Source organism: Streptomyces sp. NRRL S-244, from assembly GCF_000717915.1.
Lineage (GTDB): Bacteria > Actinomycetota > Actinomycetes > Streptomycetales > Streptomycetaceae > Streptomyces.
In genome coordinates this window covers 160702-183145 of record NZ_JOCX01000003.1, presented here as the reverse complement: position 1 = coordinate 183145, position 22444 = coordinate 160702, and the positions used below count along the sequence as shown (strand labels likewise).

Genomic DNA, 22444 nt, shown 5'->3' with positions numbered 1-22444 from the left:
GCCGCTCAGTAACCGCAGTTGGTGACCCACTTGTGGGAGGAGATGCGGTCGTTCCACTCCCACGGGATGTTGCCGGCCGAGCCGTTCGGGGCGCAGGTCGACGCACCGCCGTAGCCGATGTTCTCGTAGACGCGCACGTCCCCGAAAGAGCCGGCGTACCCGTTGTTCCACCAGGACGAGGCCCGGTCGTTCATGTTGAAGTTGCCGCCGGCCCCACAGGTGCGCCAGTCGGAGTCGTTGCCGCTCCAGCCGCAGGCGTGGCCGCCGCGGTTGGTGTCCTCCCAGACCCAGTAGTTGCCGTCCGCGGCCGCGCCGGAGGCGTCGGCCGTGGCGGCGCCGGCGGCGGTCACGGTCGCGGGAACGGCCAGCAGCGGTACGGCGAGCGCGCCGGCGAGCAGCAGGGTGCGGAACTTACGCATGGGATCCTCCGGAGGGTCGTGAGTTCGGTGCCGTGTCGTGTTGTTCGGAACTGTGTTTTTCGGATACTTGGCGCGCCTTCGGCAGCGCGCCGTTCTGGAGCCGCCACCTGAGCGCGATCTCCTCCTGGTGCTGGGCACGGAGTCGTTCGCCGTAGGTGTGGTCCAGAGCCTGGGAGACCCGGGCCAGCGGAGTGCCGGCCGCGCAGGTCGCTTCGACGACGGCCAGTTCGGCCTCGGCCGCGTCCGCCTCGGCCGGCGGCATGCTCTCGCCGAACCGGGCCGCGGCCTGCCGGGAGGCGTCGGGGTTCGCGTACGGGCGGCCCGCCGCCCGCATGCACGCGGCCCACTGCCCGACGGCCTGCGCGTACTGCCCGTCCTCGTGTACGCGCGCCTCCCGCACCGGCCCCAGGTTCATCGTGACGACTTTGACGCGGAACCAGGTCGCCAGATCCCCGTAGAGTGTGCGCTCGGCGTCCGCGATGCAGCCCTCGGCGGAGGCGGTGATCGTCATCCCGGTGGGGGCGGTGGCCGAGAGCCCCACGGGTGTGGAACCCATGAGCGCGGTACGGGCGGCCGCCCGCCCGGATGCCGAAAGGCCGCGGAAGTACCGCTGGTTGGGGTCGGCCTCCCGCGCCTGCGCGGCGGCGCGCTGGTCCCGGCCGCCGTAGCCGTGGGCCCGCGCCCACTCGATGTCGTCCACCCCGTACGGGAAGGACCGCGCGGTGTCGTCCGGGGCCTCGGTGACCGCGTACGGGAAGCCCCGCCCGTCCATGCAGCGGCTGATCAGGATCTGCTCGGCCCGCTCCAGCAGGCGGGTGTCCGCGGGGCTCGGCTCGCGGGCGGGGGCGGGCGGGGCGGCCGGCGCGGCCGCTGCGGCCGGACCCGCTGTGGCCTCGGGCGCCGGGCCGGCCGGGGTCCCGGTGGCCGATCCGCATCCTCCCAGGAGCAGGAAGGCCGCCAGGGCGGCGGCCGTGGCCCGGCCGGGGTCGTGTCGTTGCATCGGTGTGCTCCCTCCTCTCACGGCGACGGCGGCGGTGGTGCGGCGAACTCAGGTCTAGCGGCGATCCGTTGTTCGGCGTCGGCGTGGTGGCAGTGAACAAACAATTGCTGAACAATCCACCCCAGAGGGCGGCAAACTCACCAGGTGGGAAAGGGGAGGCCATGGCTCGCAAGGAGCGTCCGCTGGAGGGGGAGGACGGACCGCTGCGGCAGTTCGCCGCCGCCTTGCGCCGCCTGCGCCACGAGGCCGGATCCCCGCCGTACCGGGACCTGGCGGCGCGCGCCCACTACTCGGTGGCGACGTTGTCCGGGGCCGCGTCCGGCCGGAGGCTGCCGAGCCTCGACGTGACGCTGTCCTACGTCCGCGCCTGCGGCGGCGAGGCGCAGGAGTGGGAACGCCGCTGGCACGGCGTCGCCGCGCAGCTGTCGGCGCAGGCGCCGGAGCCGGATCCCGAGGAGGATCCGGGGGAGACCGGGGCGCACGGGACCCCGTACGTCGGCCTCGCGGCCTTCCGGACCGAGGACGCGGGCCTGTTCTTCGGCCGGGAGCGGCTGGTCGAGGACCTCCTCGCCACCCTCACCCGGCAGCGCGTCGTCGCACTCGTCGGCGCCTCCGGAGCCGGCAAGTCCTCCCTCCTGCACGCCGGTCTGCTGCCCCGGCTGTGCGCGCAGGCCCCGCCCCGGGCGGTGCACGTCCTGACCCCCGGGCCGCACCCGCTCGGCCGCGTACGGCAGGCCTTCGCCGCACACCCGGCCGACGGCGGCGAACTCGTCCTCGTGGTCGACCAGTTCGAGGAGGTCTTCACGGTCTGCGCCGACCCCGACGAGCGCGCCCGCTGCATCACCGCGCTCGTCGAGGAGGCCCGGCGGCCCGGTTCCCGCTGCCGCGTCGTCCTCGGCGTACGCGCCGACTTCTACGCCCACTGCACCCGCTACGACGCCCTCGTCGAGGTCCTGCGCGACGCCCAGGTCCTCGTCGGACCGATGAGCGCGGCCGAACTGCGCCGCGCCGTCGTCGAACCGGCCCGCCGGGCCGGCCTCACCGTCGAAGGCGCACTCCAGGCGACGCTCGTCGCCCACGCCCACGGACAGGTCGGCGTCCTGCCCCTGCTGTCCCACGCGCTCCTGGAGACCTGGCGGCGCCGCCGCGGCGCTGCCCTGACCCTGGACGGCTTCCACGCGGCGGGCGGCTTCGAGGGAGCGCTCGCCCAGTCCGCGGAAACCCTCCACGCCTCGCTCTCCGCACCTCAGCAGCGGCTCGCCCAGCAGATCTTCGTCCACCTCATCGCCCTCGGCGAGGGCACGGAGGACACCAAACGCCCCGTGGCCCGCGAAGAGCTGAACCAGGACGCCGACACCGCGACCGTCCTCGCCCGGGCCGCGCGGCTGCGCCTGCTCACCCTCGACGACGGACGGGTCGAAGTCACCCACGAAGCCCTCATCCGCGCCTGGCCGCGGCTGCGCGGCTGGCTCACCGACGACCGCGAGCGCTTACGCCTGCACCGCCGCCTCACCGACGCCGCCCGCACCTGGGAGGCCCTCGGCCGGGACTCCGGAGCCCTCTACCGCGGCACCCGGCTCGACCTCGCCCGCGACCTGGCCGCCGGCCGGCCGATCGGACTCACCGCCGGCGAACGGGCCTTCCTCGAAGCGAGCACGGCGGCCGAAGCCGCCGCCGGGAACACCGCCCGGCGCCGCGCCCGCCGGCTGCGCATCCTCGTGGCGCTGCTCGCCGCCCTCGTGGTGGTGGCCGGGGTCGCCACCTCCAACGCGGTGCGCGCCGAGGACGAGGTCACCCGGCAGCGCAACGACGCCGTCGCGCAGAACCTCGCCGACAGCGCGACGGACCTCGCCAACACCGAGCCGGGGCTGGCCGTACAGCTGGGCCTGACGGCGTACCGCCTCTCGCCCACCGCCAAAACGCGCGACGGCCTGGCCAGCACCCTGATGACCGCCACACCCGCGCACGCCAAGGAGGTCCTCGCGCTCGCCTACCGCCCCGACGGTGGCCAGCTGGCCACCGCGAGCGGCGACCACACCGCCCGGCTGTGGCGGATGCACGGCACCGACGGTCCCGTCGCCGAGGCCACGCTGAGCGGTCACGGCGGCGACGTCCGCACCGTGTCCTACCGTCCGGACGGCCGCACCCTCGCCACCGGGTCCGCCGACGGGAGCGTCCGGCTGTGGGACACGGCGGACCCGTCCCGGCCGGCCGTGCTGGCCTCGCTGACCGGGCAGGGCGGCGACGTCCGCTCCCTGGCCTACAGTCCGGACGGCCGTACGCTCGCCACCTCCGGGACCGACGGCAGCGTCGGGCTGTGGGACGTGGCCGACGCCGCCCGCCCCGCCCCGCTCGCCCGGCTCGACGGACACCGGGACGCCGTCCGCTCCGTCGCCTTCAGCCCGGACGGCCGTACGCTCGCCAGCGCCGGCGAGGACCGGACCGTACGGCTCACCGACGTGGCGGACCCGCGGCGGCCGCAGCCGCTGGCCGTCCTGGAGGGCCACGACAGCGCCGTGTTCTCGGTGGCCTTCGGACCCGACGGGCACACGCTCGCCGCAGCCAGCGGCGGACGTACGGCGATCCGCCTGTGGAACATCACCGACCTGCGCCGTCCCGCCCCGCTCGCCGTCCTCACCGGCCACACCGACGTCGTCGGCTCGGTGGTGTTCAGCCCCGACGGGCGGACCCTGGCCAGCGCGAGCGACGACCGCACGGTGCGGGTGTGGAGCGTGGCCCGCCCGGCCCACCCCGGTCTGCTGAGCACGCTCACCGGCCACCTCACCGCCGTCAGCTCGGTCGCCTTCAGCCCCGACGGCACGGTGCTGGCCTCCGGGGGTTTCGACGCCACCGTCCGGCTGGCGGGGACCGACGAGGCGCGGGTCATCGCCGACGCCTGCGCGCACACCGGACCCCGGATCACCCGCGCCCAGTGGTCCGCGCACCTGCCGTACGTCGCGTACTCGCCGCCGTGCAGCGGGCTGGAGCAGCGTCGTCAGGGCGGGGTGGGGACCGGTGGCGATAGCCTCGGGTGGACGCCCGACACCGGCTCGGAAGGCAGGTCCCGATGGCGAGTTCAGCCGATGTACCGAGTTCTTCTCCTTCTCCGACTTCCTCCGCCTCCGCCCGGTCCCGGGTTCCCGTGATCGACCTCGGTCCGTGGCGGTCCGGTGAGGCCGGGGCGCGGGAGCGGATCGCCGCCCGCGTCGACGAGGCCCTCCAGGCCGCCGGATTCCTGCTGATCACCGGGCACGGGGTGGATCCCGGGCTGCCCGCGCGGATCCGGGAGGCCGCCAAGGAGTTCTTCCGGCTGCCGGCCGAGGCGAAGGAGCCGTACGCGGTCGCGGTCGGCGGCCGCGGCTGGCTCGGACCGGGCGCCGAGGCCAACAGCTACGCGGAGGGGGCGGCCTCGCCGCCCGACCTCAAGGAGTCCTGGTCCTGCGCGGCGGACGAGCCCACCGGGAACCCGTCCGTGGACGCCGAGTGGTTCCGGCCGAACGCCTGGCCGGCCGAGGTACCGGCGCTGGCGCCACTGGCCGTCGAGTACATCGCCCGGATGCGGGCCCTGTCCGACGAACTGCTGGAGCTCCTCGCCACCGCACTCGGCCTCGCCGCCGACCACTTCACCCGCCACACCGGGCACCCCACCTGGGGGTTCAACCTCAACTGGTACCCGGGCACGGAGGTGCTCGGCGAACCCCTGCCGGGCCAGTTCCGCATCGGGGCGCACACGGACTTCGGGACGGTCACGGTCCTCGACCGCGAGCCGGGCTCGGGCGGGCTCCAGATCCACACCGACGCCGACGGCTGGCAGGACGCCCCGTACGACCCGGCCGCGCTCACCGTGAACATCGGCGACCTGATGGCCCGCTGGACCGGGGACCGCTGGCGCGCCGGCCGCCACCGCGTGCTGCCGCCACCCGCGGACGCACCGGCCGAGGAGCTCGTCTCACTGGTCTACTTCTACGAATGCGACCCGCACACCCGGGTCGAGTCCCTCCCGGCCCCGGTCGGCCGGGTGGTCCACGCCCCGGTGGACTCCCACGCCTACCTGCGGGCGAAGCTGGACGCGATCACCGTGTCCTGATCCTCCTCCTGGAGGGTGAGCCGGGGATGACCCGCAGGGGGAGGCCCGCTCCTCCTGCGAGGTGACGATCACGGACGGTTCGTCGCATACGTTCGACGTCATGAATCGACGCATGACCGCCGCATCCCTCGCGTTACTCGTCCTCCTGCTGCCGGTGGCGGTCGCAGGCCCCGCCGCGGCCGCCCCGCCGCCGGCGGGCGCCCCGGCCGCCTCGGACACCCGCGTGGTGCTGCCGCAACTGCCGCGCCCCACCGGCCCGTTCGCGGTCGGCCAGGAGACCCTGCACCTGGTGGACCGCAGCCGGACCGACCCCTGGGCGGGGTCCGGACCGCGCGAGCTGATGGTGACCATGCGCTACCCGGCCCACCGCGGCACCGGGAAGCCCGCCCCGCCCTGGCTCACCCACGAGGAGGCCCGGCTGCTGCTGGCCGACCGCGACCTGGGCGAGGCCGTCGCGGTCGAGAGCCTGGTGGGAACCAAGGCCCACGCCCGCTCGGACGCCCGTCCCGTGGCCGGCCGGTACCCCCTGATCGTCCTGTCGCCCGGATTCACCGTCCCGCGCGCCACCCTCACCTCCCTCGCCGAGGAGCTCGCCTCCCGCGGCCATGTGGTCGCCGCCGTGGACCACGCGTACGAGACCTCCGGTACGGCCTTCCCCGGCGGGCGCGTCCTGACCTGCCTGGCCTGTGACAAGGCCAACAGTGAGGAGGGCGCCAAGCTGGTCACCGACAACCGGGCCCGCGACGTGTCCTTCCTGCTGGACCGGCTCACCGGCCGCCACCCGGCCTGGCGCAACGCCGGCCTCATCGACCCGGGCCGGATCGGCATGGCCGGGCACTCCATCGGAGGCTCCGCCGCGGTCGCCGCCATGGCGGCCGACCCGCGGATCCGCGCCGGGATCGACATGGACGGCGGGGTGTTCTCGCCGGTCCCGGAGGGCGGACTCGGCGGCAGGCCCTTCATGCTGCTCGGCGCGGAGGAGTCCCGCCCCGGCAACACCGGGACCGGAGCGGCGAGCTGGGACCCCAACTGGAAGCGGCTCGACGGCTGGAAGCGCTGGATCACCCTCGACGCCTCCCACCACTTCACCTTCACCGACTGGCCGACCATGAGCGACCAGCTGGGGCTGCCCCCGCTGACGCCGCTGCCCGGCGCCCGTTCGGTCGACCTGACCCGGCGCTACGTCGGTGCCTTCTTCGACCAGCACCTGAAGGGCGTCCCGCAGCCGCTGCTCGACGGCCCGGACCCCCAGGCTCCGGAGGTCCGCTTCCACACCCCGTGACCCGCGGCCGGGGCGGTGACCGGGTCCGCGGCGTCCGCCCGGGCGGACCCGATTACCGCTGGTCGGCGGTGTTCGGCAGGATGGGGGCATGACCGAGATCCGCACCCCCCGCCTGCTCCTGCGCCGCTGGACCGACGACGACCTCGTCCCCCTGTCGGAGATCAATGCCGACCCGGACGTGATGCGCTGGATCGGCGACGGCTCCACCCTCGACCTGGAGGAGACCGCCGAGGAGATCGAGCGCTGGGAGGAGGAGTGGGATGAGGAGGGCTTCGGCCTCTTCGCCGTCGAGCTCCTGGCTTCGGGCGAGCTGATCGGGGCGGTCGGGCTGACCGTGGCGCAGTCCCCGTCGGAGGTACGGGACTTCGTGGCGGTCAGCTGGCGGCTCGGCCGCCCGTACTGGGGCCAGGGCTACGCCTCCGAGGCCGCGCAGGCCACGCTGGAGTTCGCCCTCCAGGACCGCGGCCTCGACCGGGTGATCGCGGTCAACCGGTCGGGCCACGAGGAGTCCGAGAACGTGATCCGCAAGCTGGGCATGGTGCTGGACCTCGACACCACGGACCCGGAGCACGGCCACCTGCTCCAGGTCCACAGCATCGACCTGACGGAATACGAGGCCTGACACGAGGCCCGCCCCGAGGGCGCCTTCCGCAGCCCGTGCCTCAGGGCCGGCGGAACCAGCGGCGCCGCGGGGCGGCCGGCGGGCCGAACGGCGGGAGGGCCTTGAAGCGCTCGTCCAGGGTCACCGTCGGGGCGATGCGCCGCAGCGCGCCGCGGGCCAGCGTCAGCGGGTGCTCGGGGAACTCCGCGTCCCACTCCTCGAGGTCGGCGACGTGGTACGGCAGGCCGCCCGAGACGTCCGGCCCGTACGGGTGCGGGCGGAAGTAGTTCTCGTGGCCCACGCGGGCGCCGACGAGGGCCTCCCGCATCCCGGTCGTGCCCTGTTCACCCGCCTGCACCTTGATCACCGTGCTGCAGCCCGCCTTCGGCACGGTCCAGGAGGCGAGGAACACCAGCCCGTGCTCGGTGTTCGGCCGCCGGATCTTGACCAGTTGCCGTACGGCCGGGACGGAGTCCACCTCGCCGGGCACGGCCTCGATCAGCCCTCCGCCCGCCCGGGCCACGGACCGGGCGAGGCCGTGCCGGAGCCGGTCGGTCTCGTGCAGCGGCGCCGGCAGGTCCGGGACCAGGGGGAAGAAGTGGACGGAGAGGACGAGGCCGTTCTCGTCGGTCCAGAGACCTTGCTCGCGCTCGGTGAAGCCGGTGAGGTCCATGCCCGTGATCGGTGTCGGTGTGGATATCGGTGTCATGGGGATCATGATGCTGATCACCGGCCGGGCCTGCCGCAGCGGGTCAGGCCGGGGGCGGGCCCGGGGGCGTGGGCGGTGGCAGGGCCGGGGCTTCGGCGGCGTGGCCCGCGCGGATCGCGGCGAGGGCGGCGGTGTGGACGGCCGCCGGGTCGCCGTGGTGGGGGACCGGGCTGCCGGTCAGCGTGTACCACTCCTCCGCGTCCTTGTACTGGACCTCGATCCGGACCGATCCGCCGTCCGGCAGCGCCGTCGTGCGCAGCGTCAGCGGGCCCGTGATGACGCCGACCTCGTCCGTCATCGCCCCGCCGGGCCCGGCCAGGACCTCGTCGCACCACTGCTGCCGTCCGGCCATGATCTGTCGTCCTCTCATGCCTCTCATGCCGCTCATGCCACGCAGCTGTCCAGCATCGTCCCGAGCATCTTCTTCTCCGGTTCGGTCACGGTCAGTCCGTACGTGGATTTCACGGTGGTCCAGGCCCGCCCGTACTGGCACCAGCTCGATTTGTCCGGCGGCTGCCACAGGTCGGGGCTCTGGTCGCCCTTCGAGCGGTTCGTGGCCGCCGTCACCGACAGCAGCTGAGGGTGGGTCAGGTCGTTCGCGAATGCCTTGCGCCGCGCGGCGTCCCAGCCGGCCGCGCCCGAGCGCCAGCCCTCGGCGAGCGGCACGATGTGGTCGATGTCCATCTTCGACGCCTCGGTGACCACGACCCCGTCGTACAGGCTCTTCCAGGTGCCGGAGACGGCCTTGCACTCGGCGTCCTGGGCGACGTCCTTGCCGTCCCGCTTGAGGACGACCTCGCGGGTGTCGCACTTGTTGCCCTGCTCCGCCCAGTGGGTGAACTTGGCCCGGCTGTAACCGGCCATGGTCCCGGGCGGGGCGACCTTCAGCGCGGCCAGCTGGGTACGGGCCGCCTGCACGCCGACCATGCCGGGCAGTACGTCCCCCGAGGCCGGTTTGGCGTCCGCGCCCCCCGGAGCGGAGGGCGACGTACCGGCCGCCGAGGGCTTCGCGTCCTTGCCCGGCGCGGTGCCGGTACCCGAGCACCCGGCCACGGCCAGCAGCACCGCCGCCGCCAGGACCGCATCCCGGACACGTATCTGACGTCCCATGAACCCACCCCGAGCCGGTCCCGCACCGCACGCTGTCCCGGAAAGACTACCCAGAACCGGACATTCAACCGGACAGTCGACCCGCCGCGGACACGCCACCGTCGAGCCGGGCGCGGCGCGGGCCGCCGGACCGGCCGCCGAGCGGGGCCCCCTCGGCGGGCGTTGTCAGTGGCTCTCGCTAGTCTCCCGACATACCGCAGCTCAGGGGGCTTCGTCCCCCTGGTCGACGCTGCGCGCATCCGGGATCGGGCAGGCGGAGGGGCACGTACTGATGGCATGGCTGGCGGCGGGCGAGGGGTACGAGATCGCCCTGGTGGAAGGGAAGGTGGCGGCGCGGTCCGCCACCGGCCGCTCGGCGGGACGGCAGTTGAAGACGCTGCCCAAGGCCCTGCGCGACCATCCCGAGGTGGACCGGCTGCGCCGGCTCGCCGAATGGCTGGACCGGCACGAGGCCGCCTGCATCGCCCAGGTGGACACCTGGATGGTCTCCTCGCTGCCCGTGCCGACGGCGCTGCTCGCCCGGGTCTGGCCGGACGAGGCCTGGCAGAGCGCCCTGCGCGACATGGCCGTCGTCGGCGAGGACCCGGACGAGGTGGGCTTCCTGCGGGACGCCACCGCGTCCGGGGAGCTGAAGGTGGTCAACCTCGACGGTGAGACCGTACGGCTCTCCCCGCGCACGGTGACCCTGCCGCACCCGGTGCTGCTGCCCGACCTGGACGACGTACGGGACTTCGCGGCCGAACTCGGCATCGTGCAGCGCGTCGAGCAGATTCACCGGCCCACCTGGGAGAAGCCCGACGGGCTGGCGGCCACCGCCACCGAGGTACGGGATTACGCGGGCGGCGTCTTCGCGAGCCGGTTCGGCCTGGCCGCGCGGGCGACGGGCCTCGGCTACCGGGTCTCCGGCGGCTACGCGACCTGCAAGGTCCGCGACACCGGCCGCGGCACGGAGGCCGCGGTCTGGATCGGCGAGCCGTACTACGAGGACGAGACGAGCACCGGCGCCCTGAGCTGGCACGACGAGAACGGCCGGGCGGTGCGCCTGACGGAGGTCGGACCGGTCGCCTGGTCCGAGGGAATGCGGATGGCCGCGGCGCTGTACGCCGGGCGCAAGATCGAAGAGGGCGGGGACGCGCGATGAGCACCACCAGCACCAGCACCACGAGGGCGGCCGACACCGAGGCCGACGCCGTGGCCGACGCCGAACTGCTGCTCAAGGCAGGCGCCGTGCTGCCGAACGGCACCGAGGGCGCGGGCCCCTCGGCGGTCGACCTGACCGCACGCTCCTACCGCCACCCCGCCCTCCCCGACGGCCGCGTCGTCGTCCGGCTCGCCGCCGCCGAACTGGGCCCGGCCGAGGACCTCGCCGCCGGCTTCCTGGGACTCGTACGCGACGAGGCCGAGGGCGCCGCGCCCGTGGTCGGCCTCGGCCAGCGCCAGGCCCTCGGCTTCCCCGAATGGGTCCTCGTCCACCACCCGGAGGACGGACACCACGCCCTCGCCGTGGTCCCCGAACTCGACCGGCTCGCCCGTACGGCCAAGACCAAGCCCAAGGCCGCCCTCGACGCCTGCCACGAACTGGCCGGCCGGCTCGCCGCCGCCGTCCCGCACTTCCTGCCCGTCTTCTACGAGCAGGCCGCCCGCATCTTCCTCGCCGTCGAGAACACCACCTACGCCGCCCAGCTGTTCGGCCGCGCCCGGACCAGCGAGGCCCAGCACGGCCTGCCCGTGGACGAGGACCGCCTCGACGGCGTCTTCCTCGAATTCGCCCTGGTCGGCGCCCTCCCGGTCAAGGTGCTCACCGGCTACGCCAAGGAACTGTCCGCCCGCGTCAGCCCCGCCGAGGCCCACGAGCGCTTCCGCCGGCTGTGCGTCCGGCGCACCGCAGGCGGACTGCCGCCCTCCGCGCAAGCCGCGACCGAGCTGCGCCGCCTCGCCCGCGCCGCCGGCCTGACCGGCACCGAGGCCGAGCAGGACTACCTCGCCGAGCTGCTCCCGCTGCCGGCCACGCTGCGGGCCGCGTACGGCTGGTGGAAGGCGCACCGCACCGCGCTCGTCGCGCTGGCCCGCCGGGTGCCGTCCGTACGGGGCACCCTGCTCGGTCTGATGCCGCCCGGCGGCGGGGACGGCGAACTCCCCGCGCTGTGGCTCGGGCTGCTGGAGGAATCCGGCGCCACCGCCGGGCTGGTCCGCGCCGACCTGCCCGCCGAGCAGCGCTGCTCCGACGGCGCCGCCGGCTGGCTGGAGCGCTTCCACGCCGCCCGGCACACCGGCTGGGGCTCGCGCCCCACGCTGCCCGCCCTGCTCGACCTCGTCGCCCGCGCCGCCGACCGGCTGCGCGCCGAACTCGCCGAGCCCGGCCGCGAAGCGGGCCTGAAGGTGGGCGTCGAGGACGCCGACCTGCTGGACCTGCTGCTCTCCCTGGACGTCCCGGTCACCGACCCCGAGCCCGACTCCACCTCGCGCCGGCGCCACGACCAGCTGAACCTGGCCGACTGGGCACGCTCCGACCAGCGGCGGGACCTGCTCGCCGTCGCCGCCGACCAGCGCTTCCGGCCCGCGTTCGGGCGAGCCGCGTACGGCCTGGGCGGCGACGCCCACGCGGTGGAGGTCATGCGGCTGCTCGCCGCCTCGCCCGGCGGCCGCCCGATGCTCACCGAGTGGATGCACGAAGTGGCCGCCGCCTCCACCGCCGCGGGCCTGCCCGGACTGCCGGACGCCATCCGGCGGCTGACCTGGCTGCCCGCCGAGGCCCTCGAACTCGCCCGGGAGGAGGTGGCCCTCGCGGCCGCCGCCGATCTCGGCGAGACCCTCGCCCGCACCCTGCGCACCGGCCTCTTCGAGGAACTCTCCTGGCCCGCCTGGGAGAGCGCGATCGCCGAAATGACACCCGCCGGCCAGGGAGGCGGGCACGGGCTGACCGTCGTCGAGGCCTGGCCCCACCTGATCGTCGCCAACTCCGCCCAGGTCCGCGTCATCGACGCCGACTCCACCGTGCTCACCCACGACCTGCGGGCGGCGAGCAGCAACGCGCGCCGGTACGGATTCCACTACGTCGACGGCGAACTGCTCGTCTTCTGGGCCCACTACGGCAGCGGGGGCGTCGAGGGCTACTGGCACACCGACCCCGGCAACGTCTTCACCGTCGACGTCGCGGGCGGCTATTGGAACCTGCGCTCCGATGACATCAGCCTGCCCCTGCCCGGCGGCGGCCGCACCACCGGCGGCGGGGTCCTGCACGCCGGAGACACCAAACTGCCGGGCGAACGGCGACTGCTGTCCGACGGGACCTCGTACTGGGTGTGGCAGCACCGCGACCAGGAACACGACGGCGGCTGGCGCGAGTACGACCCCGCCGGCGGAGCCCTCGGCCGGCTCTCGGCGCCCGGCTTCCTCACCGACGCCCTGCGCGCCCACCCCGGGGACGGCAACACCGTGCCCACCCAGTCCTGCTGGCTGCGGCCCGCGCCCGCCGTCGAGGGCTCGGCCCTCGGCGCGCCCGCGGACGGCCTGCTCGGCTGGCGCATCGTACGCGTCCCCGGCCGGGGCTGGGAGGCCTCCGACACCGGCGGCCGCCGCGTCAGCGTGCCCGAGGGCGCCGAGATGCCCGTCGCCGCGCTGACCTTCCCCGGCGACGAGCGGCCGCGCGCCCTGAGCCACCGCTGGCGCGAGCTCAGCATCAGCGACCCGGAAGGCGTGGTCACCGCCCAGTCGCGCAGCGACTACCGCACCGCCGCCTTCGCCACCGGCAGCGTCGAACTCCCGCCGCTCCCCTTCTGGTACGCGCTGCGCCCGCGCGACCCCGAGGGCTCGGCCGCCCTGCGCGCCGCGGAGGGAGGGTCGGTCGGCGCCCTGCTCAAGGCGGCCGCCGCCGCCGAGACGGCCGCCGACCTGCCCGACCTGGTCCGCGCGGCGCTGCCGCAGGTCACCGCCCCGCCGCTGATCGGGGGCATCGTCGAGGTGCTGCGCTTCGCCCTGGCCCAGCAGGAGGCGCTGGACGGGGTCGCCGCCCGGCTGGACCCCGACGCGGGTGCGGCGGCCGACGGGCAGCCCGAAGGCCCCACCGACGAACTGATCGCCGACGCCCTGCACGGGCTCGTCGGCACCGGGTACTACCGCTGGGGCGCCCAGACCGACGCGGTGTACCGCTACCTGGGCGGGCTGGGCCGGGCGGCCTCCGACACCGACGCCGCCGCGGTGCCCGGCCGGCTCCACTTCGACCTGCCCGCCCTGCCGTACTCCGCCCTCCCGTTCACGCCGCTGCTGGACCGGCCCGCGGCCATCGCGTACCGGGCCGCCGCCGTCGGGACCACCGACGAGCAGCGGGCCGCCCTGTGCACGGTGCTCGGCCAGGTGGACGCGCTCGGGCTGGCCTCCGCCGAGGGCTCCGCCGACCGCTGGCGCCGGGTCCTGGTCCACCTCGACCAGCGCCACCTGCGCACCCCCGACGGCATCGAGCGCAACACCTCGCACCGCAGCCTGCTCCCGCTGGGCGGCGGAGCCGTCCTCGGCCTCACCGAGCACAGCGTGTCCGTACCCGACGGCCACGAGTTCGGGGCCCTGCTGTACGACCCCGCAGGCCGCTTCGCCGTGCCCGGCCCCTACACCGTGCGCGGCGACGCCGCGCTCGGCGACCGGGAGCGCGGCCCCGGCTGGCTGGCCGCCTTCCTGGCCGAGGCCGCCGAGCGCGGGGCGGCGCCGTTCCTGCCCGAATCCGCCGAGGAGTTCGCCCGCCTCACCGGAGTCTCCGGAACCGTCGCACGACTCCTGCTGGCCGGCCTGCCGAACATCGACAGCTACGAGCACCACTTCCTGCCGGCCGAACTGCGCACCGCCCTGGGCGTCAAGGCGGCCGACGCGAAGCACGCCAGGACCGAGCTGAAGGGCCTCGACCCCGAGGTCCGGCGCGCGGTCGTCGGCGCGCTGCTGCCCGCCGACCCGGCGCGGCTGTGGACGGAGGGGCCGGACGTGGCCGCCGCCGCACAGGAGTGGAACCGCCGCGTGGGCCGTCGTACGCCCGTGCCCGAGTGGCTGCTCGCCGAGGCCACGCGCGGCGCGAGCACCGGCTGGTCCACGCACCGGGCGCTGGCCGCGATCCTCGGCCCGGCGCAGTCGCGCTCCTTGAGCGTGGACGTCGCCTGGGAGGTCAAGGGGGACCACGTCGAACCCCGCGAACCGGCCGACGAGCCCTTCACCGAGACCGTCCTGACCGGCGCGCTGACCCTGACGGCCTGGACGGCCCACCGGCTGCCCGCCGGGGACCCCCTGCGGGCCGCGCTGCCGCCCGCCCTGACCGCCGTACGGCAGCGGCTCGCCGCGCCCGAACTGATGCTCAGCATCGGGCACTTCACGAATCTGCCCGACTTCCGGAAGGCCGCGGGCACGCCGACCGAGACGGGCGAGGGCTACGAGCGGTACGGCGCGGTGGTCATGGCAACCGCGGACGACCGGCCCAAGCCCGCCCTGCGCACGGCCCTGCTCGACTCGACCGGCTCCGACCCGTACCTGCCGGCGCTGCGCGGCGAGGACCAGCAGCCTTCGTCGGTGGAGACGGCGCTGCGGGCCGTCCACGACGCGCGGTTCGCGGCGCTCCTCGCGGATCCGGGCGCGCCGGCGGGAGGGGCCGTCGACAAGGACGGCACCTGGTGGCCGCAGGACCCGGGCCGCTCGGTGCCCGAGCTGGTGGCGGAGGTCGGCGAGGCGCACGGCCTGGGCGCGGACGCGGCCGCCGTGTACCTGGCGCTGCTCGCCATGCCCGACCCCACCGACCGCAACATGGCGCGCTGGACGGGCTGGAAGCCGGCCCGGCTGAAGGCCGCCCGCGCCGAACTGGCCGCCACCGAGCTGGTGGTGACGGCCTCCCGGACCCGGGCCGGGCGCTCGCTGTTCCTGCCGGGCGGCTGGGCGGAGATGCCCTCGCCGGTGCTGCCGGTGGAGGTGTGGAAGCTGCCGATGTACGGGCTGGCCCCGGGCGGGCGGCCGGTGCTCGGGGTGCTGGTGCCGGACGAGCCCGCCGCGGACCTCTACCGGCGGGCCTGGCAGCGGATCCGCGAGGGCGACGTACCGCGCTTCGAGGCCCTGAAGGTCAAGCGCACCCGCGCACGCCGCCGCTGACGCCAAAGCCGAAGCCAGCCGCGGCGCGGCGCGCCCCTCCCCTTCCGAGGGCGCGCCGCGCCGCGCCGCCGGCACCCCCTACCCCCGTATCTTCCGAAGGACACACCACGTCATGACCCTGACCGACACACCCGTTCAGACCCCGGCCCGGCAGTCGCTGCCCGCCGAGGAGCGGTACGCCGGCGAACTCGCCTTCCTCTCCGCCCAGGACACCGGCCCCCGCCCGCCCGGCTGGGCGCTCACCCCGCGCGCCGTCGTCACCTTCGTGTGCGGCAGCGAGGGCGCGGAACTGGCCCTGCCGGGCCGCCGCCCCGCCGGGCTCCCGGCCAAGCTGGTGATCGCCCCGAAGTTCGTCGGCGAACGCGCCCTGGTCGAGCGCTGCGTCGTCACGCTCGCCGGGGAGCGCGGGCTGCTGCTCACCGGCGAGCCGGGCACCGCGAAGTCGATGCTGTCCGAGCTGCTGGCCGCGGCCGTCTGCGGCACCAGCGCGCTCACCGTGCAGGGCACGGCCGGAACGACGGAGGACGCCTTCCGCTACGGCTGGAACTACGCCCTGCTGCTCGCCCAGGGCCCCACCTCCCAGGCGCTCGTCGACTCCCCGGTGCTCTCCGCCATGCGGACCGGGCGGGTGGTGCGGGTCGAGGAGATCACCCGCTGTCTGCCCGAGGTGCAGGACGCGCTGGTGTCGATCCTGTCCGACCGGCGGGTGAGCGTGCCCGAACTGACCGCCACCGAGGACGCGGTGGTCTCCGCGGCCCCCGGGTTCACGGTCATCGCCACCGCCAACCTGCGGGACCGCGGGGTCTCCGAGATGTCCGCCGCCCTCAAGCGGCGCTTCAACTTCGAGACGGTGGCGCCGATCGCGGACGCGGACGCGGAGGCCACGCTCATCCGCCGCCAGGCGGTGGCCGCGGTGCAGCGGGCGGGCGCGGCGTTCGGAGTGGACGACGCGGTGCTGGACGCGCTGGTCACGGTCTTCCGGGACCTGCGCTCGGGCCGCTCGGCCGAGGGCTGGGACGTGGAGCGGCCGGGTACGGTCATGTCCACCGCCGAGGCGGTCCAGGTGGCGGCCTCGCTGGGCGTGGCCGCGGCGTACCTGCCGGGCGGCGACGTACTGGACCTGCTGCCGGGGCACCTGCTCGGCGTGGTCCGCAAGGACGACCCGGCCGACCACGGCCGCCTGCTGGGCTACTGGGACGGTCCGGTCCGCCGCCGCGCCGAAGACGGCTCGGCGATGTGGCGCCGCCTGTGGGACCTGCGCGGGAACCTCCGATGACGGCCCCTGACGCCCTCACCGACTCCGTCGGCTTTACGGAAGGCGCCGATCCGCGGACCGCCGTGGAGGGGCTCGCCGCGTCGCGGGCGCCGTACTTGCTGGGCGTACGGCACCACAGCCCCGCGCTGGCTGCGGTGGTGCCGGCGTTGCTGGACGCCGCGGAGGCGGAGGTGGTGTGCATCGAGCTGCCGACCGACTTCCAGCCGTGGCTGGAGCACTTGGCGGACCCCGAGACCGTCGCCCCCGTCGCCTTGGCGGGCACGGGCCGCGACGGCGGGCTCGCGTTCTACCCGTTCGCGGACTTCTCCCCGGAGCTGGCCGCGATCCGCTGGGCGCGGGCGCGCGGGGTGGAGGTCCGCTGCTGCGACCTCCCGCTGACCGACCCCGGCTGGACCGCCGCCCGGTCCGACGACGCGGCCCCGATGAGCCGCAGTTCGTACGCGAAGGCGCTGACCGCTTCCGGCACCGGGCGCGACGGCGACGACCTGTGGGACCGGGCCGTGGAGGTACTGGCCCCCGGATGCACGCCGGAAGCCGTCCGGCGGGCAGCCCTGGGCGTGGGCTGGGCCCTGCGCCAGGACGGCCCGGTCCCCGCGACCGACCTGGCCCGCGAGGCCCATATGCGCGCCGTCCTCAACGCCGCCGCGTCCGGCGGCCGAAGGGTCGCCGCGCTCATCGGCGCCTTCCACGCGCCGGCACTCCTCGCCGCCGCCGGCCGGGTGCCCGGAGATGTCGTCGCGTCCGGGTCCGTGCCAGGCCCAGGCCCAGGCCCCGGCGCGGTCGTCGGCGACCCGCCGGTGGGTGCCGCCGGCTCCGGTACCCGGGACGGTGCGAGGCGCAGCGCCGGGGCTGCGGATCAGGTGCGGGTGCCCGGGTCTCGTGCGGGTGCAGCTGCTGCTCCGGGGAGCCCGGAGTCCGGTGTGGTGGCACCTGGTGCCGATGCCTCGGCCATGCAGGCCCTCGCTTCCGCGGCGGGCGTCCGGGGAACGGCCGAGGCCGGCGGGGCCGTGACCTCCCTCGTGCCCTACTCCTTCGACCTGCTGGACTCCCGCTCCGGATACCCCGCCGGGATCCGGGACCCGCTGTGGCAGCAGGAAGTGCTCCGGGCCGGCGGGGACGCCGCGCGGGTGCGTGACGCCGCGTCCGTCGCCGTCACCGGCATCTGCCGGGAGCTGCGCCGCGCCGGGCACACCGCCGGGACCGGCGAGGCCGCCGAGACGCTGCGGCTCGCTTGCGACCTGGCCGTCCTGCGCGGGCTGCCCGCCCCCGGCCGGGGCGAACTCCTCGAAGCCGTCACCACCGTGCTCGGCCAGGGTGAACTCCTCGGCCGGGGCCGGGCGTTGGCCCGTGCCCTGGAGGCCGTCCTCGTCGGCACCGGCCGCGGCCGGATCACCCCGCACGCCCCGCGCTCCGGACTCGGCCCCTCCGTCGAGGCCGAGCTGGCGGAGCTGCGGCTGCCCGGCCCCGAGGAGCCCGGCTCCCGCGAGGTGCGCCTCGACCCGCTGCGCTCCCCGCTCGACCGCCGCCGCGAGGTCCTGCTCCAGCGGCTGGCCGTCTGCGGGGCCGCGTACGGGGAGCCCCTCGACGTGGCCGCCACCGGCGACGGCACCGCCCTCGGCACCAAGTGGCGGCTGACCTGGACCCCTTCCGTCCCGACCCGCCTCGACCTGGCCGGCGTCCGCGGCGTCACCGCCGCCCAGGCCGCCGCCGGGACGCTGCGCGACGCCGCCCGGCGGGCCGCCGCCGAGGGCGGGCCGACCCCGGCCCGGATCCTCGTCGGCCTGGCCGCCGCCGCGCGGTGCGACCTGCCCGAGCTGGTCGACGTACGGCTGGAGGAAGCCGCCGGGACCCTTCCGCAGACCGCGACCCTGCCGGAACTCCTGGAGTCGCTTGACCTCTTGGAGGGGCTCGCCCGCGGACACTTCCCCGGTACCTCCGACGGCTCCCGCGCCGCCGCGACCGCGCTCACCGGCCGGCTGCTCGAAGCCGCCGTACGGTCCCTGCCCGGCCTCGCCGGCAGCGAGGACCCCGCCGACGCGCGCGCCCTCGTGGCCCTCGCCGACCGGGCCGCCACCCTGCACCTGGGCCTGCGGATGGACGCCGCCCTGGCGGAACTGACCGCCACCGCCTCCCCGCTGATGCAGGGCGCCGCACTGGCCGTACGGGTCCTCCTCGATCTCGATCCGGCCGCCGGTCTCGGCGACCGGGCCGCCGGGTGGATCGACGGCGCCGGCACCCCCGACGGCCGGCGCTCCCTCGCCCGCCGCCTCGGCGGCGTCCTGGCCGCCGCCGGACCGCTGCTCCAGTCCTCCGCCGCCGCCCTCACCCCGGTCCTGGACCGCGTCGACGGCCTCGCCGACCAGGAGTTCCTCGACCGGCTCCCGGCGTTGCGCGGCGGGTTCGACGTACTCGCCCCGGCCGCCCGCGAGCGGCTGCTGGACACCGTCACCGAGCGGCTCGGCGACCGCCTCGACCTGTCGCTCGACGCGCCGCCCGCGCTGCTCGCCCTGTGGGCCGCCGCGGACGCCGCCGGCGCCGCCGCGCTCAAGGCCCTCGACGGGCTGCCGATCGGGGGCACCGAGGCTCCCGGACCCGGCGCCGACCCCGGCGTCGGATCCGGACCCGGCGCCGAGCCGGAGGCACCCGTACCGTCCGAACCCTCCGGAACGCCCGTACCCGCGCCCCTGCGCGGCCACCACCGGCTGGCCCCCGCCGACCGCTGGCGCCTGCTGCTCGGCCGCCAGCGCGACCGGCTCCCCGCCGGTGCCCGGCGCTACGCACAGGCCCTGGACGAGCTGTACGGCAACGGCCGCGGCGAAGGCTCCGCCGACCTCGAGGGCGGCCGGGGCAACGGCAACGGCAACGGCGGCGGCCAGGAGGCCTCCTTCCCCACCGCCCGCGAATGGTCGCAGGAGCTCGAAGCGCTCTTCGGCGCCGACGTGCGCGAGGAGGTGCTCGCCGACGCGGCCGACGCCGGGCGCGCAGACGTACTGAGCCAGCTCGACCCGGCGGCCGTCCGCCCCTCGGTGGAACTGCTGAGTTCCGTACTGTCGCTGGCCGGCGGAATGCCGGAGGCCCAACTCGCCCGGCTGCGGCCCCTGGTCAGGCGGCTGGTCGACGAGCTCGCCAAGGAGCTCGCCACCCGGCTGCGCCCGGCGCTCTCCGGCCTCGCCACCCCGCGCCCCACCCGCCGCCCCGGCGGCAGGCTCGACCTGGCCCGGACCCTGCGCGCCAACCTCGCGCACACCCGCCGCCTCGGAGACGGCCGGGTGGTCGTCGTCCCGGAACGGCCCGTGTTCAGCACCCGGGCCAGTCGCGAGGCCGACTGGCGGCTGATCCTGGTCGTCGACGTCTCCGGATCCATGGAGGCCTCGGTCATCTGGTCGGCCCTCACGGCCGCCGTCCTCGGCGGTGTGCCGACCCTGTCCACCCACTTCCTGGCCTTCTCCACCCAGGTCGTGGACCTCACCGACCGGGTCGAGGACCCGCTCTCGCTGCTGCTGGAGGTCCGCGTCGGGGGCGGTACGCACATCGCGGCGGGTCTGGCCCACGCCCGCTCCCTGATCACCGTGCCGAGCCGCACGCTCGTCGTCGTGGTCAGCGACTTCGAGGAGGGCGCGCCGATCGGCGGACTCCTCGGGGAGGTCCGCGCGCTGGCCGCGTCCGGAGCCCATCTGCTGGGCTGCGCCGCGCTCGACGACGCCGGCGCGCCCCGGTACTCGGTCCCGGTCGCCCGGCAGCTCGTCGCGGCCGGCATGCCGGTGGCCGCCCTCAGCCCGCTCGCCCTCGCCCGCTGGGTGGGCGACCGCCTCCGTGGAGAACCCCGTTGAGCAGTGAGTCGAGTACGGAGTCGAGTACCGCCTTGAACACAGACCTCCCCCAACTGCCGTCCGTCGCCCCAGAGATCCTCGCCGAGGCCGTGGAGAACCTCACCGCCCGGCTGCGCAAGAAGCTCGACGCCGCCATCGAGGGCTGCGCCGCGGGCGCGGCCCGGGGGGACGACGGGAGTGTGACCGTCCGCTTCGGGGAGGACGCGCTCGTCACCCTGCGGCCGGGCCCGGGCGGCACGGTCACGGCGGCCGAACAGGCCACCTGTACCTGCCTGCTGGCTCCGCGCTGCCTGCACCGGGCGGCAGTCCTGGGCGCGGCCCCCCTGGCCGACGCGGACCAGCCACCGCATTCCGGTCCCCACCTCGATCCCGACCCCGATCCCGACCCGGCGTCCGCGTCCGCACCCGATGCCGGGGCCGGGCCGGAGGCGGGTGCTGCCGGCGTGGGCCGGTCGAGCGCGGGGCGAGCCGGCTCGGGGGCCGGGCTCGGGGGCTCTTGGGACGGGCCCGAGCCCGCCCCCGAGTCGGCCCCCGAGGCCCTCACCGCCGCCCAGCTCGGTGCCGCCGCCGCGCTCTGGCGGGCCGCCGCCGAAGCGCTCGCCGCCGGTGTCACGGCCGGCGGCGCGGTGGTCCAGGCCGAGCTGCTGCGGGCCGCCCACACCGCCCGCCTCGCCGGGCTGCCCCGGGCCGAGGCCGCCGCCCTGCGGGTCGTACGAGGCCTGCGCGCGGCCCGGGAGCGCAGCGGAGGCCACCGGCTCGCCGACCTGACCGGAGCCTTCCGCGAACTCCTCCACACCGCCGGACTGCTGGCGTCCGGTACGGCCGGCCCGGCGCTCACCGGCACCGCCCGCCGCGCCTACCGGCCGGGCGGCAGCCTGCGGGTGTACGGCCTGTGCCGGGAGCCGGTCCTGTCCTCCACCGGGTACGGGGGAGTGGCCACCCACCTGCTCGCCGAGGACGGCTCGCGCTACTCCGTCTCCGACGTCCGCCCCGGCGGTCTGGCCCGCGCCCGCGGCGCCGGATCCGCCTCCGTGGCGCTCGGCGGAGCCGCCCTCGACCACGCGGGCCTCGCACGCGGGGGACTGCGTATCGCCGGGGCCACGGTCTCCGCCGACGGCCGCCTCGGCGCCGGACGCGGGGTCCAGGCGACCCCGCTGCGCGGAGTCCCGTGGACCGAGGAGCCGGCCGCCGCGCTCTTCGCCCGCCCGGCGGCCGAGGCCGTGGCCGCCCAGCTCGCCGACCGGGACGCCGACCCGGACGGAGCCGGGCCCGCCCTGCTCGGCTGCGAGGTCGCGGTCGTCGGGGCGGCCGGCGAGGACCTCCTGGTCCGCGAGGTACGAGCGGACGCGCCCCTGCTGCGGCTGCGCGCCGCCCACCCCCATCCGGAGCTGCCGCACACGGCCAACCTGCGCCGGATCGCCGCCCATCCGGGGCTGCTGCTCCGCGTCCTGGGACGCCCGGACCTGGACCGCGCCGCGACGCTGCGCCCGCTGGCCGTCGGGCCGGTCCCCGGTGCGGAGTACACGCTGCGCCTGCCCGAGGAATGGCTGGGCCGCGCGGACCTCGGCTACGACGTGCTCCAGGGCGGCCACTTCCCGCCCGGCGCGGCCGCTGCGCCGTCCGCCGCCGAAGGCCCCGACGTCCTGGCCGACTCACCGCTGTGGCGGGTACGCCGACTGCTCGAAAGCGGGGTCGCGGGCGGCCGCCGGGCCGTCGCCGAGGCGGCCCGCACCACCGAGCCCCTCACCGCGTACGGCCCCCTGCGCCGGGCGGGCTTCACCACGGCCGCGGAACTCGCCGCGGCCCTCGCCGCCGAGGCGGACCGCCGCCCCCGCGACCCCTTCGGCCGCCTGACGAACGCCTCACCCGACGCCTACGCCCGAGCCTGGCTGGCCACTTCCACCCACCTCGCCGCAGCGGAACGCAGCCTGGTGGCCGCCTCCTGGGCCTGGGGCCGGGCGGTGTCCCCTTGACCGGCGGCCGCGGCGCGTCTTGTGGCGGATGCCCCGCCGTGGC

Annotated in this window: 14 protein-coding genes; 9 read left to right on the top strand and 5 right to left on the bottom strand. The window is 76.1% G+C overall.

Annotation, left to right across the window (positions count from 1 at the left end):
- Positions 1 to 5: 5 nt before the first annotated feature.
- Both IF02_RS0104785 and IF02_RS0104780 read right to left on the bottom strand, forming a co-directional pair.
- Positions 6 to 419, bottom strand: coding sequence for a peptidase inhibitor family I36 protein (locus IF02_RS0104785; protein ID WP_030153971.1), 414 nt, complete (start codon positions 417 to 419; stop codon positions 6 to 8).
- The gene (locus IF02_RS0104780; RefSeq protein WP_051695773.1) at positions 412 to 1419 is read right to left on the bottom strand and encodes a hypothetical protein; all 1008 of its coding nucleotides are present in this window, start codon (positions 1417 to 1419) and stop codon (positions 412 to 414) included. The genes IF02_RS0104785 and IF02_RS0104780 overlap by 8 nt, the downstream gene beginning before the upstream one ends.
- A 161-nt stretch (positions 1420 to 1580) precedes the next feature.
- Here IF02_RS0104780 and IF02_RS0104775 point away from each other — a divergent pair, with 161 nt between their 5' ends.
- From IF02_RS0104775 to IF02_RS0104760, 4 genes are all read left to right on the top strand, one after another.
- Positions 1581 to 4565, top strand: a complete 2985-nt coding sequence (locus tag IF02_RS0104775; protein WP_051695769.1) for a hypothetical protein — start codon at positions 1581 to 1583, stop codon at positions 4563 to 4565.
- Complete coding sequence (locus tag IF02_RS0104770; RefSeq protein ID WP_078621873.1) at positions 4487 to 5506, top strand: isopenicillin N synthase family dioxygenase; 1020 nt, start codon at positions 4487 to 4489, stop codon at positions 5504 to 5506. Before IF02_RS0104775 ends, IF02_RS0104770 begins: the two co-directional genes overlap by 79 nt.
- Positions 5507 to 5606: 100 nt before the next feature.
- A complete protein-coding gene (locus IF02_RS0104765) occupies positions 5607 to 6788 on the top strand; it encodes an alpha/beta hydrolase family protein (RefSeq protein WP_030153967.1) in 1182 nt (393 codons plus the stop codon).
- 88 nt (positions 6789 to 6876) lie between these two features.
- Positions 6877 to 7410 carry a GNAT family N-acetyltransferase gene (locus IF02_RS0104760; RefSeq protein ID WP_030153966.1) on the top strand — a complete coding sequence of 178 codons (534 nt, stop codon included), beginning with the start codon at positions 6877 to 6879 and terminating at the stop codon, positions 7408 to 7410.
- A gap of 40 nt (positions 7411 to 7450) precedes the next feature.
- Here IF02_RS0104760 and IF02_RS0104755 read toward each other — a convergent pair whose 3' ends face one another.
- From IF02_RS0104755 to IF02_RS0104745, 3 genes are read right to left on the bottom strand one after another with little or no spacing between them, the layout of a single operon-like run.
- A complete protein-coding gene (locus IF02_RS0104755) occupies positions 7451 to 8098 on the bottom strand; it encodes a hypothetical protein (RefSeq protein ID WP_234318089.1) in 648 nt (215 codons plus the stop codon).
- Between the two features lie 43 nt (positions 8099 to 8141).
- Positions 8142 to 8468 (bottom strand): hypothetical protein, encoded by a 327-nt coding sequence (locus tag IF02_RS0104750; RefSeq protein ID WP_051695766.1) that lies wholly within the window; start codon positions 8466 to 8468, stop codon positions 8142 to 8144.
- Positions 8469 to 8482: 14 nt separating this feature from the next.
- Complete coding sequence (locus tag IF02_RS0104745) at positions 8483 to 9208, bottom strand: HNH endonuclease family protein (RefSeq protein WP_106977210.1); 726 nt, start codon at positions 9206 to 9208, stop codon at positions 8483 to 8485.
- A 271-nt stretch (positions 9209 to 9479) separates the two neighbouring features.
- On the opposite strand from IF02_RS0104745, the gene IF02_RS0104740 reads away from it, so the two are divergent.
- The 5 genes from IF02_RS0104740 (at position 9480) to IF02_RS0104720 (ending at position 22401) form a co-directional block, all read left to right on the top strand.
- The gene (locus IF02_RS0104740) at positions 9480 to 10349 is read left to right on the top strand and encodes a DUF4132 domain-containing protein (RefSeq protein WP_030153962.1); all 870 of its coding nucleotides are present in this window, start codon (positions 9480 to 9482) and stop codon (positions 10347 to 10349) included.
- Positions 10346 to 15322: a DNA-binding protein gene (locus IF02_RS0104735; RefSeq protein WP_199809175.1), complete on the top strand. Its 4977-nt coding sequence runs from the start codon at positions 10346 to 10348 to the stop codon at positions 15320 to 15322. The genes IF02_RS0104740 and IF02_RS0104735 overlap by 4 nt, the downstream gene beginning before the upstream one ends.
- Before the next feature lie 112 nt (positions 15323 to 15434).
- Positions 15435 to 16598: an ATP-binding protein gene (locus IF02_RS0104730; protein WP_030153960.1), complete on the top strand. Its 1164-nt coding sequence runs from the start codon at positions 15435 to 15437 to the stop codon at positions 16596 to 16598.
- Complete coding sequence (locus IF02_RS0104725) at positions 16595 to 20428, top strand: vWA domain-containing protein (RefSeq protein WP_030153959.1); 3834 nt, start codon at positions 16595 to 16597, stop codon at positions 20426 to 20428. The genes IF02_RS0104730 and IF02_RS0104725 overlap by 4 nt, the downstream gene beginning before the upstream one ends.
- A gap of 32 nt (positions 20429 to 20460) precedes the next feature.
- Entirely contained in the window at positions 20461 to 22401 is a 1941-nt protein-coding gene (locus IF02_RS0104720) for an SWIM zinc finger family protein (RefSeq protein WP_030153958.1), read from the top strand.
- Positions 22402 to 22444 lie beyond the last annotated feature (43 nt).

Bases quoted from the DNA above. Each gene is read 5' to 3' on its own strand.
- IF02_RS0104785 (WP_030153971.1), bottom strand. From the start codon at position 419: ATGCGTAAGTTCCGCACCCTGCTGCTCGCCGGCGCGCTCGCCGTACCG.
- IF02_RS0104780 (WP_051695773.1), bottom strand. From the start codon at position 1,419: ATGCAACGACACGACCCCGGCCGGGCCACGGCCGCCGCCCTGGCGGCC.
- IF02_RS0104775 (WP_051695769.1), top strand. From the start codon at position 1,581: ATGGCTCGCAAGGAGCGTCCGCTGGAGGGGGAGGACGGACCGCTGCGG.
- IF02_RS0104770 (WP_078621873.1), top strand. From the start codon at position 4,487: ATGGCGAGTTCAGCCGATGTACCGAGTTCTTCTCCTTCTCCGACTTCC.
- IF02_RS0104765 (WP_030153967.1), top strand. From the start codon at position 5,607: ATGAATCGACGCATGACCGCCGCATCCCTCGCGTTACTCGTCCTCCTG.
- IF02_RS0104760 (WP_030153966.1), top strand. From the start codon at position 6,877: ATGACCGAGATCCGCACCCCCCGCCTGCTCCTGCGCCGCTGGACCGAC.
- IF02_RS0104755 (WP_234318089.1), bottom strand. From the start codon at position 8,098: ATGACACCGATATCCACACCGACACCGATCACGGGCATGGACCTCACC.
- IF02_RS0104750 (WP_051695766.1), bottom strand. From the start codon at position 8,468: ATGAGAGGACGACAGATCATGGCCGGACGGCAGCAGTGGTGCGACGAG.
- IF02_RS0104745 (WP_106977210.1), bottom strand. From the start codon at position 9,208: ATGGGACGTCAGATACGTGTCCGGGATGCGGTCCTGGCGGCGGCGGTG.
- IF02_RS0104740 (WP_030153962.1), top strand. From the start codon at position 9,480: ATGGCATGGCTGGCGGCGGGCGAGGGGTACGAGATCGCCCTGGTGGAA.
- IF02_RS0104735 (WP_199809175.1), top strand. From the start codon at position 10,346: ATGAGCACCACCAGCACCAGCACCACGAGGGCGGCCGACACCGAGGCC.
- IF02_RS0104730 (WP_030153960.1), top strand. From the start codon at position 15,435: ATGACCCTGACCGACACACCCGTTCAGACCCCGGCCCGGCAGTCGCTG.
- IF02_RS0104725 (WP_030153959.1), top strand. From the start codon at position 16,595: ATGACGGCCCCTGACGCCCTCACCGACTCCGTCGGCTTTACGGAAGGC.